The organism is Mesorhizobium sp. ESP-6-2 (assembly GCF_020164675.1).
Lineage (GTDB): Bacteria > Pseudomonadota > Alphaproteobacteria > Rhizobiales > Rhizobiaceae > Mesorhizobium.
Genome location: NZ_JAIUGT010000009.1, coordinates 242,576 through 255,489, shown reverse-complemented (window position 1 = coordinate 255,489; position 12,914 = coordinate 242,576). Strand labels below are relative to the sequence as shown.

Genomic DNA, 12,914 nt, shown 5'->3' with positions numbered 1-12,914 from the left:
CGGAGGACATATATCGGTCTGCCACGTCAGTAAGAAGTCACCTTCATACAGGCGAAAAAAGTCGAACAGACCGGCGGAAAAGTCGGGAACCTTCGATCTCGCCCCTCATTGTGAAAGTCCAGAGCAACGACAATGAGGAGCACATCATGACAACCCAGGCAGGACACACAGAGGCTATCGCTGCTTCGCGGGTTATCGGCACATCCGTCTATAACACCGAAGGCACGAAGATCGGCAGCATCGAGGACGTCATGCTCGACAAGCTGTCCAACGGCATCATGTTCGCTGTGATCGGTTTTGGCGGCTTTCTCGGCATGGGTGAAAAATATCACGCCATCCCATGGGCGAGTTTGGATTACGATGAGGACCGGGGCGGCTATGTCGTGCCATTCTCCAAGGACCAGCTGAAAGCCGCTCCCGCCTATTCGATCAACGAGCTGACGGGCGCCGATGGCGAGGCCGCACGTGACGCCTCCTACAATTACTACAAGGTCGAGCCTTACTGGCACTGACCGGCCAGCCTGACGTGAAAAGGCCCCCGCAAACGCAGCGGGGGCCTTTTACATGATCGCCTGCAGTGCCTACTCCGCGCTGCGGAGGGTCGACAGTTGCACCGCGCCCTGTGGAGGCTGCTGGTTGTCGCAGGACGTCAAGAACGCCGCCGCGATCAGGAACAAACTCACGATACCGCTCAACTCGGACATGGCGAAACTCCTCCTGTTTCGCCCCGCGCAGTTGCCATCATAGACCGGCGGCCACCCTATGGCGCATGACTTATGATGACAGGAATTTGCGCTTCGTGAATCGCGCCGGCGGCAATAATTGCCGGTGGCCCGATTGCCTTTTGCGCCGCTTTGGCTAAGACGGGCGCGACGTTTCGTCAGATCAATCGGGGACATCGCAATGACCGCCATCATCGACATTGTCGGGCGTGAAATCCTGGACAGCCGTGGAAATCCGACCGTCGAGGTCGATGTGGTGCTCGAAGACGGTTCGATGGGCCGCGCGGCCGTGCCGTCTGGAGCTTCGACCGGCGCGCATGAGGCCGTCGAACTGCGCGACGGCGGCGCCCGCTATCTCGGCAAGGGCGTGCTGCGGGCCGTCGAGGCGGTCAACGGCGAACTGTTCGAGGCGATCGGCGGCATGGAAGCCGAAAACCAGATCCACATCGACCAGACCATGATCGAACTCGACGGCACGCCCAACAAGAGCCGGCTCGGCGCCAACGCTATTCTCGGCGTGTCGCTGGCGGTGGCCAAGGCCGCGGCCGAAGCCGCCGGCCTGCCGCTCTATCGTTATGTTGGCGGCACCAAGGCGCATCTGCTGCCGGTACCGATGATGAACATCATCAATGGCGGCGCCCATGCCGATAACCCGATCGATTTCCAGGAATTCATGATCCTGCCCGTCGGTGCGCCGACGCTGCGCGAAGGCGTGCGCTGGGGTTCGGAGGTGTTCCACACGCTAAGGAAGAAGCTGAAGGACGCCGGCCACAACACCAATGTCGGCGATGAAGGCGGCTTTGCCCCAAACCTGAAGAGCGCGCCGGTGGCGCTCGATTTCGTCATGGAATCGATCGAGCAGGCCGGCTTCAAGCCGGGCGAAGAGATTGCGCTCGGCCTCGATTGCGCCGCGACGGAATTCTTCAAGGATGGCAACTACGTCTATGAAGGTGAGAAGAAGACACGCGACCCGAAGGCGCAGGCGAAATACCTGGCCAAACTCGCCGCCGATTATCCGATCATTTCGATCGAGGACGGCCTTGCCGAGGACGACTGGGAAGGCTGGAAATATCTGACCGACCTGATCGGCAAGAAGACGCAGCTCGTCGGCGATGATCTCTTCGTCACCAATACGGCGCGCCTGCGCGACGGCATCCGCATGGGCGTCGCCAATTCGATCCTGGTCAAGGTCAACCAGATCGGCTCGCTGACCGAGACGCTCGACGCCGTCGAGACCGCGCACAAGGCCGGCTACACCGCCGTCATGTCGCATCGCTCGGGCGAGACCGAGGATTCGACCATCGCCGACCTCGCCGTCGCCACCAATTGCGGGCAGATCAAGACCGGATCGCTGTCACGCTCCGACCGCATGGCCAAATACAACCAGCTCATCCGCATCGAGGAAGAACTCGGCAAGCAGGCGCGCTACGCCGGCAAGTCGATGTTGAAGGGCTGAGCCGGAGCATCGGACACAGGGATGGCGGCGAGGGGCGGGAATTCCCGCCCTTTTTCGTTGGAGCGCCTGTGGACGCGTCATCCGTAACCGTCCGTTAAGCACAATGGAGCGAAAAAGACCGTGGTCGCCTGAGTTCGCGACTGCGAGGGATCGGGCGATGTGGACGCGTCAGCACAAACAGAGAAACACCGGCCGGCTGATAATTCCCTCGCTCTGCGCGGTGTTCCTGGCCTATTTCGGCTTTCATGCCTATCACGGCGAGTTCGGCATCAATTCGAAATACCAGCTCGAGGCCGAGACTGTTGCCCTGCAGGCCCAGCTCGATGCGATCAAGGCGCGCAGGATGGAGCTGGAACGGCGCGTCAAGCTGATGCACGACGGCACGCTGGAGAAGGACATGCTCGACGAGCAGGCGCGTAAGGCGCTGAATTTGTCCCAGGCCGACGAGATCACCATCATGCTGCCGGTCTCGGCAAAGTAACCAATATCAGGTTAATCACCAATATTTTCAATGATTCTAATTGCTTAGTCGCATGCCAGCTATGCAATTTCGACATGGCGGAACACGTTCTCACGTGTTAGCCTCCCCAAAATCAGTGGGGAGAGCTGATCTCCCCTGAGCAGATTTCATCTTGCTCGAGCAGATTTTTATCTTGCTCGAAATGTCCGCGAAGAGCCGCCAACAGGGAGTGATGCATGGCAACCGCAGCCAGGAAAGCGCCTGCCAAGTCGAAATCCGACGGCAAATCGGGCCTTTCCGCGCCCAAACCAGTGGAATTCACCAAGGACGAGGAGCTTGCCGCTTACCGGCACATGATGCTTATTCGCCGCTTCGAGGAAAAGGCCGGCCAGCTTTACGGCATGGGCTTCATCGGCGGCTTCTGCCATCTCTACATCGGCCAGGAAGCGGTCGTCACCGGTATGAAGATGGCGCTGCTCGACGGTGACCAGATGATCACCGCCTACCGCGATCACGGTCATATGCTGGCGATGGAACTCTCGCCGCGTGGCGTCATGGCCGAACTGACCGGCCGCCGAGGCGGCCTGTCGAAGGGCAAGGGCGGCTCCATGCACATGTTCTCCAAGGAAAAGCATTTCTACGGCGGCCACGGCATCGTCGGCGCCCAGGTGTCGCTCGGCACGGGCTTGGCTTTCGCCAACCGCTATCGCGGCAACAACAATGTCACGCTGACCTATTTCGGCGACGGGGCCGCCAACCAGGGCCAGGTCTACGAAAGCTTCAACATGGCCTCGCTTTGGAAGCTGCCGGTGATCTACATTATCGAGAACAACCGCTATGCCATGGGCACCTCGGTATCGCGCTCCTCGGCGGAGACCGACTTCTCTAATCGCGGCGCCTCGTTCAAGATTCCCGGCATCCAGGTCGACGGCATGGACGTGCGTGCTGTCAAGGCCGCCGGCGATCTCGCCACCGAATGGTGCCGTGCCGGCAATGGGCCGCTGATCCTCGAAATGCAGACCTACCGCTATCGGGGCCATTCGATGTCCGACCCGGCGAAATACCGCTCCAAGGAAGAAGTGCAGAAGATGCGCTCCGAGCATGACCCGATCGAGCAGGTCAAAGCGCGGCTGATCCAGAAGAAGTGGGCAAGCGAGGACGAATTGAAGACCATCGACAAGGAGGTTCGCGACGTCGTCGCCGATGCCGCCGAGTTTGCCCAGCACGACGCCGAGCCGGATCCGTCCGAGCTCTGGACCGACATCGTATTGTAACGGGAGGGCAAGGACATGCCGATCGAAATTCTCATGCCCGCCCTTTCGCCGACCATGGAAGAGGGCAATCTTTCCAAATGGTTGAAGAACGAGGGCGACAAGGTGGTCGCCGGCGACGTCATCGCCGAGATCGAAACCGACAAGGCGACGATGGAAGTCGAAGCTGTCGATGAGGGCACGCTTGCCAGGATCGTGGTTCCCGCAGGCACCGAAGGCGTCAAGGTCAACGCGGTGATCGCCGTGCTGGCCGTGGATGGCGAAGACGTCGACAAGGCCGGTGAAGGCATCGGTGAAGAGCCCGCCAAGGCTGAAGCAGCGGCGCCGGCACCTGCGCCCGCCGCAGCCAAGAGCGAGGCGGCGGCACCTGTGGCGGCCGCGCCGAAGACTGAAGTCGCCGCCGATCCTGACATTCCTGCAGGCACCGAGATGGTCTCGACCACAGTGCGCGAAGCGCTGCGCGATGCCATGGCGGAGGAAATGCGCCGCGACGGCGATGTCTTCGTCATGGGCGAGGAGGTTGCCGAGTACCAGGGCGCCTACAAGATCACCCAAGGACTGCTACAGGAGTTCGGACCGCGTCGCGTCGTCGACACGCCGATCACCGAGCACGGCTTTGCCGGCGTCGGGGTCGGCGCGGCGATGGCGGGCTTGAAGCCGATCGTCGAGTTCATGACCTTCAACTTCGCCATGCAGGCGATCGACCAGATAGTCAACTCGGCCGCCAAGACGCTCTATATGTCCGGCGGACAGATGGGCGCGCCGATCGTCTTCCGCGGGCCGAACGGTGCTGCGGCTCGCGTCGCCGCCCAGCATTCGCAATGCTACGCCGCCTGGTACAGCCATATACCGGGCCTGAAGGTAGTAATGCCTTATACCGCCGCCGACGCCAAGGGACTGCTCAAGGCGGCGATCCGCGATCCGAACCCGGTCATCTTCCTAGAAAACGAAATCCTCTACGGCCAGTCCTTCGACGTGCCGAAGCTGGACGATTTCGTGCTGCCGATCGGCAAGGCGCGCATCCATAAGTCAGGCAAGGACGTCACCATCGTCTCCTTCGGCATTGGCATGACCTATACGGTCAAGGCCGAAGCGGAACTGCGCGGCATGAGCATCGACGCAGAGATCATCGATCTCAGGACCATCCGTCCGCTCGACTTCGACACCATCATCGCCTCGGTGAAGAAGACCAACCGGCTGGTCGTGGTGGAAGAAGGCTTCCCGCAGAACTCGGTCGGCGACCATATCGCCAACCAGGTGTCGCAGCGAGCCTTCGATTTCCTCGACGCGCCGGTCATCACCATTGCCGGCAAGGACGTGCCGATGCCCTATGCGGCCAATCTCGAAAAGCTGGCCTTGCCGAATGTCGGCGAGGTCATCGAGGCCGTCAAAGCCGTCTCATATCGCTGAACCGGGCGGGAGGACACAATGCCAATCAACATCACCATGCCGGCCCTCTCGCCCACCATGGAAGAGGGCAATCTGTCGAAGTGGCTGGTCAAGGAAGGTGACAAGGTTTCGCCCGGCGATGTCATTGCCGAGATCGAGACCGACAAGGCGACGATGGAAGTCGAAGCCGTCGATGAGGGCACGGTGGCGAAACTGGTCGTTCCCGCCGGTACCGAAGGCGTCAAGGTCAATGCGCTGATCGCCGTGCTTGCCGCCCAGGGCGAGGACGCAAGTGCCGCCGCGAAAAGCGGTGGCGATGCCGCGCCGGCGAAAGCCGAGGCACAGCAGGAGAAGGCGCCAATCTCCCCACCCGTGGGGGAGATGTCGACGAAGCCGACAGAGGGGCGCGCTGCCCCTCCCACGTCGCATTCTGTCACGCCCCCCTCTGCCCTGCCGGGCATCTCCCCCACGGGTGGGGAGATCGGCCAATCCTTGGAAGGGCGCACCTTTGCTTCGCCGCTCGCGCGCCGTATTGCCAAAGAGGCGGGCGTCGATGTGTCTGCCGTGACCGGCACCGGCCCGCATGGCCGGGTGGTGAAGGCCGATGTCGATGCCGCCATAGCCGGCGGCGGCGCCAAGGCAGCACCCGCTGCCAAGGCTCCGGCTGGCGCGCCGGCCGCTGCTCCCGCGCCGGTAAAGGCGATGTCGGACGATCAGGTGCTGCGCCTGTTCGAGGAAGGCTCCTACGAGCTGGTTCCGCACGACAACATGCGCAAGACCATCGCGCGGCGGCTGGTCGAGGCCAAGACCACCATCCCGCATTTCTACCTGACGCTCGACTGCGAGCTCGATGCGCTGCTTTCGCTGCGCACGCAGCTCAATGCGGCCGCACCGGTAAAGAAGACCGACAAGGGCGAGGCGCCCGCCTACAAGCTCTCGGTCAACGACATGGTGATCAAGGCGATGGCCATGGCCCTGAAGGCGGTGCCGGATGCCAATGCCTCGTGGACCGAAAGCGCCATGGTCAAGCACAGGCACGCCGATGTCGGCGTCGCCGTGTCGATCCCCGGCGGCCTGATCACGCCGATCATCCGCAAGGCGGATGAAAAGACGCTGTCCACCATCTCCAACGAGATGAAGGACCTGGCCAGCCGCGCGCGCAGCCGCAAGCTCAAGCCGGAAGAGTATCAGGGCGGCACCACGGCGGTGTCGAACCTTGGCATGTTCGGCATCAAGGATTTCGCCGCCGTCATCAACCCGCCGCATGCGACGATCCTGGCGGTGGGCGCCGGCGAGGAGCGGGCGGTGGTCAGGAACGGCGAGATCAAAATCGCCACGGTGATGTCGGTGACGCTGTCGACCGACCATCGCGCCGTCGATGGTGCACTCGGCGCCGAACTGCTGGTCGCCTTCAAGAAGCTGATCGAGAACCCGATGGGCATGCTGGTGTAGGAAGAACAAGGCGGTGCGGAAATTCTTCACCGGCTTCTTCGCCGGCGGCTTGGAGGCGCAGGAATTCGCCGTCGTCACCAATGCCGAGGAAGAATACACCCTCGCAGGGGCGGGTTGAGCAGGATGAAGACGGTTCTTTGCTACGGCGACTCGCTGACCTGGGGCTACAATGCCGACGGTGGCCGTCATGCGCTCGAGGATCGCTGGCCAAGCGTGCTGCAGACCGGACTAGGTGACGGCGTGCATGTCATTGCCGAGGGGCTGAATGGCCGCACAACGGCGTTCGACGATCACCTGGCAGGCGCCGACCGCAATGGCGCAAGAACGCTGCCGACGGTGCTGACCACGCATGCGCCGATCGACCTCATCACCATCATGCTCGGCGCCAACGACATGAAGCCCTGGATCCACGGCAATCCCGTTGCGGCCAAACAAGGCATCCAGCGCCTGATCGACATCGTGCGCGGCCACGACTATCCGTTCGACTGGCCGGCGCCGCAGATCCTGATCGTTTCACCGCCTCTCGTCAGTCGCACCGAAGATGCCGAGTTCAAGGCGATGTTTGCCGGCGGCGACGATGCCTCCAAAGAGCTTGCGCCGCAATATTCCGCGCTTGCCGATGAGGCTGGCTGCGGCTTCTTCGATGCCGGCACGGTGGCCCAGACCACGCCGCTCGACGGTGTCCATCTCGATGCCGAAAATACGCGAAACATCGGCGAGGCGTTGACGCCGCTCGTGCGCGTCATGCTGGAATTGTGATTGAAGGAGAAAACCGTGGCTGAGAACTACGACGTCATCATCATCGGCTCCGGTCCCGGCGGCTACGTCACGGCAGTGCGTTCCGCGCAGCTCGGTTTCAAGACGGCGATCGTCGAGCGCGAGCATCTTGGCGGCATCTGCCTGAACTGGGGCTGCATTCCGACCAAGGCGTTGCTGCGTTCGGCCGAGATCATGCATTATTCGGATCATCTGAAGGACTATGGACTGAAGCTCGACGGCAAGGTCAGCGTCGACACGTCGGCCGTCGTCGACCGCTCGCGCAAGGTGTCGCTGCGGCTCAATGGCGGCGTCGCCTTCCTGATGAAGAAGAACAAGGTCGACGTCATCTGGGGCGAGGCCAAGCTGACAAAACCGGGCGAGATCGTCGTCTCCAAGACGGCCAAGAAGCCGATGGAGCCGCAGCCGCCTGTGCCGAAAGGCGTCAAGGGCGAGGGCACCTACACCGCCAAGCACATCATACTGGCGACCGGCGCCCGGCCGCGCACGCTGCCGGGCATCGAGCCGGACGGCAAGCTGATCTGGACCTATTTCGAGGCCATGGTGCCCAAGGAAATGCCGAAGTCGCTGCTGGTGATGGGTTCGGGCGCCATCGGCATCGAATTCGCCTCGTTCTACCGCACCATGGGCGCCGACGTGACCGTCGTCGAACTGCTGCCGGCGGTAATGCCTGTAGAGGACGCCGAGGTGTCGAAATTCGCCCAGAAGCAGTTCGAGAAGCAGGGGATGAAGATCATCCTCGAAGCCAAGGTGACCAAGGTCGAGAAAGGCGCCAACTCGATCACTGCGCATGTCGAGATGAAGGACGGCAAGGTGGAGAAGATCACGGCCGACCGGATGATCTCGGCCGTCGGCGTGCAAGGCAACATCGAGGGCCTCGGCCTGGAGACGCTTGGCGTAAAGACGGAGCGCGGCTGCGTCGTCGTCGACGGCTACGGCAAGACCAATGTGCCCGGCATCTATGCCATCGGCGATGTCGCCGGCCCGCCGATGCTCGCCCACAAGGCCGAGCATGAAGGCGTCATCTGCGTCGAGAAGATCGCCAATTTCCCCGGCGTGCACGCCATCGACAAGCTGAAGATCCCTGGCTGCACCTATTGCAATCCGCAGGTCGCTTCGGTCGGCCTGACGGAAGCGAAAGCCAAGGCCGAGGGCAAGGATGTCAGGGTCGGCCGCTTCCAGTTCGCCGCCAATGGCAAGGCCATCGCGCTCGGCGAGGACCAGGGCTTCATCAAGACCATTTTCGACAAGAAGACCGGCCAGCTGCTTGGCGCCCACATGGTGGGCGCCGAAGTGACCGAACTGATCCAGGGTTTTGTCGTGGCGATGAACCTCGAGACGACCGAGGAAGAACTGATGCACACGATCTTCCCGCACCCGACGCTGTCGGAGATGATGAAGGAAAGCGTGCTCGACGCCTATGGCCGTGTGTTGAACGCATGATAGATTGGCCGCACGAGACTCAGATGCGAAAACCGCTGGAGCTCGACGGCAAGTTAGTTCGTTTCCGGATGCGTTTTTTCTCAAATAAGGAGAGGGCATATGGACGTGAATGGCGTGGGCTGGATCGCAGCCATCATCATCGGCGGCCTGGCGGGCTGGTTTGCCGAAATGGTCATGAAGAGCAATACCGGCGTCTTGATGAACATCATCTTGGGCATTGCCGGCGCAGTGGTGCTGAACGCGATCCTGCGTGCCTTGAACATCGGCGTGTTTGGCGTCGGCTGGACCGCCTACCTGATCACCGGTTTCATCGGCGCTTGCCTGCTGATCTGGGCCGGGCGTCTGGTGCGCCGTTAGCCGGTATCGTTTCCGCCATGCGAAACGGTTGTGGCGGCATGTACCGCCGCAGCCTTTTTCTTTGTGCTGAAAAGTCCTAGATGACGTGTAAGTGACGATCGCCGGAGGCGATCGCAAAAAAACCAGGGTTCCGATGGTCACCGTCCTCGACACGATCGCCAATGCGCCGCGGCTGCGCCATCCCGAGAAGGCGCACAAGCCCGACCAGGACGTGCTGCGCAAGCCTGACTGGATCCGCGTCAAGGCGCCTGTGTCCAAAGGCTATGCCGAAACCCGCGAGATCGTGAAATCGCATAAGTTGGTGACGGTGTGCGAGGAGGCCGGCTGCCCGAACATCGGCGAGTGCTGGGACAAGAAGCACGCCACCTTTATGATCATGGGCGAGATCTGCACACGTGCCTGCGCCTTCTGCAATGTCGCCACCGGCATCCCGACCGCGCTCGACCCGGATGAGCCGGCACGGGTCGCCCACGCTGTCAAGCAGATGGGCCTCAGCCACGTTGTCATCACCTCTGTCGACCGCGATGACCTCGCCGATGGCGGTGCACAGCATTTCGCCGACGTCATCCGTGCGATCCGGGCGGCGACGCCTTCGACCACAATCGAAATACTGACGCCTGATTTCCTGCGCAAGGACGGTGCCCTGGAGATCGTCGTGGCCGCCAAGCCGGACGTGTTCAATCACAATTTGGAAACCGTGCCGTCGAACTACCTGACGGTCCGGCCAGGCGCCCGCTATTTCCATTCGATCAGGCTTTTGCAGCGGGTCAAGGAGCTCGACCCTTCGATCTTTACCAAGTCCGGCATCATGGTTGGACTGGGTGAGGAGCGAAACGAAATCCTGCAGCTGATGGACGATCTGCGTTCAGCCAATGTCGACTTCATGACCATCGGCCAGTATCTGCAGCCATCGAAAAAGCACCACCCGGTGATCCGCTTCGTCACTCCGGAGGAGTTCAAGTCCTTCGAGACGATCGGCCGGACCAAGGGCTTCCTGCTGGTGGCGTCGAGCCCGCTGACCCGCTCCTCGCACCATGCCGGCGATGACTTCGCCAGGCTGCGCGCCGCGCGCGAAGCGCAGCTCCAGAAATCGCTCTGATGCATGTCGCCCAAAGTGACCTCGGGTTTTGGGAGAACGACATGCACGAGAACAAAGACTCCAAAGCGCGTCGCATGAGTCTGTGTCGACGCGACGCGCTTTAGAGTTGGGTTCATGCCGAAATTCGAAGCCACCCGCCGCGTTGCCCACACGCCGGAACAGATGTTTGCCCTGGTCGCCGACATCGAAGCTTATCCGCAATTCCTGCCGCTTTGCGAGGCGCTGACGGTGCGCTCGCGCAAGGAGCGTGATGGGCGCACCATCCTCGTCGCCGATATGAGCATCGGCTACAAGGCGATCCGCGAGACCTTCACGACGCAGGTGCTGCTGAAGCCCGACGAGCGCGCGATCGACGTCAAATACATCGACGGTCCGTTCAAATATCTGACCAATGTCTGGCGATTCGACCCTGCCGACGGCGGCTGCGCCGTCTGCTTCTTCATCGATTACGAGTTCAAGAGCCGCATCCTCGGCGCCCTGATGGGCACGATGTTCGACCGTGCTTTCCGTATGTTTTCCGAGGCATTCGAGAAGCGTGCTGATGTCATCTACGGTGTAAAACCGGCGTGAGCATGCCCAAGCGCGTGCAATCCCAGCTTGAGTGCATGGCTGACGGTCTCCTGGCGAATGAAATCACGGCCTTCATCGGCGAACAGCACCCGCTCGGCCGTCACCGGCCGGCCGCTTAGGCCAATCCCGAACCAGACCAGGCCGACCGGCTTTTCCGGCGAGCCACCGCCCGGTCCGGCAACGCCGGTAACGGCGAGGCTGAGCCCAGCGCGGGAGCGCGCCAGCGCGCCGGTTGCCATTTCGATCGCTGTCTCGCGTGAAACCGCGCCATGAGCCTCCAGCGTGGCGGCGGAAACCCCGAGCATGTCCATCTTGGCTTCATTGGAATAGGTGATGAAGCCGCGATCGACCACGGCGGAAGAGCCGGCGATGTCGGTCAGCGCGGCGATGATCATGCCGCCGGTGCAGCTTTCCGCCGTCGCAAGCATGATGCCGCGCTTCTGGCAGGCTTGCAGCAATGCGTTTGCCAGCTCGCTGTTGCTCATTCCGGCACCTCGCCGGGAAACACCACACTCGCCGTGGCGATCGCTGCAATGCCTTCCTCGCGGCCGACGAAACCGAGTTTCTCGTTGGTTGTCGCCTTGATGGAGATGCGGTCGGCGGAGATGGCCAGCATCTGCGACAGGGCAGCCGTCATCGCCTCGCGATGCGGGCCGACGCGTGGCGCCTCGCAGATCAGCGTGATGTCGGCATTGGCGATGCGGCCGCCGCGCGCACGCACCAGCTTTGCCGCATGTTCCACGAACAGCCGCGAGGCGGCGCCCTTCCATTGCGGGTCGGAGGGTGGGAAATGCGTGCCGATATCGCCGGCGCCGCAGGTCGCCAGCAGCGCATCGGTAAGGGCATGGAGCCCGACATCGGCATCGGAATGGCCGGACAGTTTCTTGTCGTGCGGGATGGCGATGCCGCATAGCGTGACGTGGTCGCCAGGCTCGAACGCGTGGACGTCGTAGCCATTGCCGGTTCTGATATCGGGAAAGCGCATGCGCTCGCTGGAAAGTCGTTGGTCCGCCATGGCGATGTCCCGTGCCCAGGTGAGTTTGACGTTGTCCGGCGAGCCGGGAACAAGTTTGACCGGCATCTGCATCCACTCGGCGATCGCGGCGTCGTCGGTAAAGTCGGTTTTGCCGCTGTTATAGGCTTCCTCATGCATGGCCATGATCGCCAGGAATGGGAAACCCTGCGGCGTTTGCGCCGCGTGAAGCCCGCTCCGGGAAACCGTTTCGGCGACCATCCCGGCGGCGGATTCGCGTTTCAGCGTGTCGGCAACGGGCAGCGCCGGGAGCGCGCCCTCGCGCTCGCCGATGGCCGCGATCGTACGGTCGATCAGATCCGCGTCGACGAAGGGGCGCGCCGCGTCGTGGATGAGAACCTTGTCCGGTGCGTGGCTTCTCAACGCCTGCAGTCCGAGTCGAACCGAGTCTTGCCTGGTGGGGCCACCCGCAATTGCCGTGACGCGATTGGAGTGTGCGCCGACGGCATGTCGAAAAAGTTCGTGATCCTCGGCGTGTATTGCCACGACGAGCGGGCCGATACGCGGATGCGCCAGGAAAATATCGATGACGTGGGCGATGACGGCGCGACCGCCGATCTGCTGATATTGCTTCGGCCCATCGGCCTGTCCGGCACGCGCGCCACGGCCGGCCGCAACAATAACCACCGCGACCTTGCCGTTCGCCTCCAAAGCCTGATTTTCGTTTCCGTCAGTCATGCCGATTGGCTTAGCGCACGATCCCCAAAAGTGTAATCGGTTTTCGGAGAGATCGTAGGCCAACATGAAGCCCTAAAACGTCCATTGCGTGTCCGTGCAAGGCGCGGCGCTTTGCTCGGGACTGCAGCCGAGCTCGGCATTTCCCAATTGCGCCGTAATGTGACGTCATTGCGCGTTGCACATTGCGGCCGATATGGCTAGAGAATG

General features: G+C 62.1%; 14 protein-coding genes. 11 read left to right on the top strand and 3 right to left on the bottom strand.

From position 1 onward, the window contains the following. Positions 1–146 precede the first annotated feature (146 nt). The gene (locus LB532_RS23145; protein WP_140501340.1) at positions 147–512 is read left to right on the top strand and encodes a PRC-barrel domain-containing protein; all 366 of its coding nucleotides are present in this window, start codon (positions 147–149) and stop codon (positions 510–512) included. A 69-nt stretch (positions 513–581) separates the two neighbouring features. On the opposite strand, the gene LB532_RS30105 is transcribed toward LB532_RS23145, so the two are convergent. Further along, a complete protein-coding gene (locus LB532_RS30105) occupies positions 582–704 on the bottom strand; it encodes a hypothetical protein (RefSeq protein WP_263483006.1) in 123 nt (40 codons plus the stop codon). A gap of 199 nt (positions 705–903) precedes the next feature. On the opposite strand from LB532_RS30105, the gene eno reads away from it, so the two are divergent. The 10 genes from eno to LB532_RS23095 all read left to right on the top strand — a co-directional run bounded on the left by eno (position 904) and on the right by LB532_RS23095 (position 10,996). Then, entirely contained in the window at positions 904–2,178 is a 1,275-nt protein-coding gene (eno, locus tag LB532_RS23140) for a phosphopyruvate hydratase (RefSeq protein ID WP_140638074.1), read from the top strand. A gap of 157 nt (positions 2,179–2,335) precedes the next feature. Beyond that, complete coding sequence (locus LB532_RS23135) at positions 2,336–2,659, top strand: FtsB family cell division protein (protein ID WP_140501344.1); 324 nt, start codon at positions 2,336–2,338, stop codon at positions 2,657–2,659. Between the two features lie 215 nt (positions 2,660–2,874). Next, positions 2,875–3,912: a pyruvate dehydrogenase (acetyl-transferring) E1 component subunit alpha gene (pdhA, locus tag LB532_RS23130; RefSeq protein ID WP_140638075.1), complete on the top strand. Its 1,038-nt coding sequence runs from the start codon at positions 2,875–2,877 to the stop codon at positions 3,910–3,912. A 15-nt stretch (positions 3,913–3,927) separates the two neighbouring features. Further along, positions 3,928–5,319 (top strand): pyruvate dehydrogenase complex E1 component subunit beta, encoded by a 1,392-nt coding sequence (locus tag LB532_RS23125; protein WP_140638076.1) that lies wholly within the window; start codon positions 3,928–3,930, stop codon positions 5,317–5,319. An 18-nt stretch (positions 5,320–5,337) separates the two neighbouring features. Continuing rightward, positions 5,338–6,750 (top strand): pyruvate dehydrogenase complex dihydrolipoamide acetyltransferase, encoded by a 1,413-nt coding sequence (locus tag LB532_RS23120; protein ID WP_224557232.1) that lies wholly within the window; start codon positions 5,338–5,340, stop codon positions 6,748–6,750. A gap of 123 nt (positions 6,751–6,873) precedes the next feature. Beyond that, entirely contained in the window at positions 6,874–7,509 is a 636-nt protein-coding gene (locus tag LB532_RS23115) for an SGNH/GDSL hydrolase family protein (RefSeq protein ID WP_140638078.1), read from the top strand. Positions 7,510–7,524: 15 nt separating this feature from the next. Continuing rightward, entirely contained in the window at positions 7,525–8,970 is a 1,446-nt protein-coding gene (gene lpdA, locus LB532_RS23110) for a dihydrolipoyl dehydrogenase (RefSeq protein WP_140638079.1), read from the top strand. A gap of 99 nt (positions 8,971–9,069) precedes the next feature. Further along, complete coding sequence (locus LB532_RS23105) at positions 9,070–9,327, top strand: GlsB/YeaQ/YmgE family stress response membrane protein (protein WP_140498561.1); 258 nt, start codon at positions 9,070–9,072, stop codon at positions 9,325–9,327. Positions 9,328–9,460: 133 nt separating this feature from the next. After that, a complete protein-coding gene (lipA, locus tag LB532_RS23100) occupies positions 9,461–10,426 on the top strand; it encodes a lipoyl synthase (RefSeq protein ID WP_140638316.1) in 966 nt (321 codons plus the stop codon). A 114-nt stretch (positions 10,427–10,540) separates the two neighbouring features. Then, positions 10,541–10,996, top strand: a complete 456-nt coding sequence (locus LB532_RS23095) for a type II toxin-antitoxin system RatA family toxin (protein ID WP_140638080.1) — start codon at positions 10,541–10,543, stop codon at positions 10,994–10,996. Here the strand turns inward: LB532_RS23095 and LB532_RS23090 are convergent. After that, the gene (locus LB532_RS23090) at positions 10,975–11,481 is read right to left on the bottom strand and encodes a CinA family protein (RefSeq protein ID WP_140638081.1); all 507 of its coding nucleotides are present in this window, start codon (positions 11,479–11,481) and stop codon (positions 10,975–10,977) included. The genes LB532_RS23095 and LB532_RS23090 overlap by 22 nt on opposite strands. Next, positions 11,478–12,707: a bifunctional 2-C-methyl-D-erythritol 4-phosphate cytidylyltransferase/2-C-methyl-D-erythritol 2,4-cyclodiphosphate synthase gene (locus tag LB532_RS23085; RefSeq protein WP_140638082.1), complete on the bottom strand. Its 1,230-nt coding sequence runs from the start codon at positions 12,705–12,707 to the stop codon at positions 11,478–11,480. The genes LB532_RS23090 and LB532_RS23085 overlap by 4 nt, the downstream gene beginning before the upstream one ends. Positions 12,708–12,914: the final 207 nt, after the last annotated feature.

Coding starts and splice junctions, on each gene's coding strand:
- LB532_RS23145 (WP_140501340.1), top strand. CDS start 147: ATGACAACCCAGGCAGGACACACAGAGGCTATCGCTGCTTCGCGGGTT.
- LB532_RS30105 (WP_263483006.1), bottom strand. CDS start 704: ATGTCCGAGTTGAGCGGTATCGTGAGTTTGTTCCTGATCGCGGCGGCG.
- eno (WP_140638074.1), top strand. CDS start 904: ATGACCGCCATCATCGACATTGTCGGGCGTGAAATCCTGGACAGCCGT.
- LB532_RS23135 (WP_140501344.1), top strand. CDS start 2,336: ATGTGGACGCGTCAGCACAAACAGAGAAACACCGGCCGGCTGATAATT.
- pdhA (WP_140638075.1), top strand. CDS start 2,875: ATGGCAACCGCAGCCAGGAAAGCGCCTGCCAAGTCGAAATCCGACGGC.
- LB532_RS23125 (WP_140638076.1), top strand. CDS start 3,928: ATGCCGATCGAAATTCTCATGCCCGCCCTTTCGCCGACCATGGAAGAG.
- LB532_RS23120 (WP_224557232.1), top strand. CDS start 5,338: ATGCCAATCAACATCACCATGCCGGCCCTCTCGCCCACCATGGAAGAG.
- LB532_RS23115 (WP_140638078.1), top strand. CDS start 6,874: ATGAAGACGGTTCTTTGCTACGGCGACTCGCTGACCTGGGGCTACAAT.
- LB532_RS23105 (WP_140498561.1), top strand. CDS start 9,070: ATGGACGTGAATGGCGTGGGCTGGATCGCAGCCATCATCATCGGCGGC.
- lipA (WP_140638316.1), top strand. CDS start 9,461: ATGGTCACCGTCCTCGACACGATCGCCAATGCGCCGCGGCTGCGCCAT.
- LB532_RS23095 (WP_140638080.1), top strand. CDS start 10,541: ATGCCGAAATTCGAAGCCACCCGCCGCGTTGCCCACACGCCGGAACAG.
- LB532_RS23090 (WP_140638081.1), bottom strand. CDS start 11,481: ATGAGCAACAGCGAGCTGGCAAACGCATTGCTGCAAGCCTGCCAGAAG.
- LB532_RS23085 (WP_140638082.1), bottom strand. CDS start 12,707: ATGACTGACGGAAACGAAAATCAGGCTTTGGAGGCGAACGGCAAGGTC.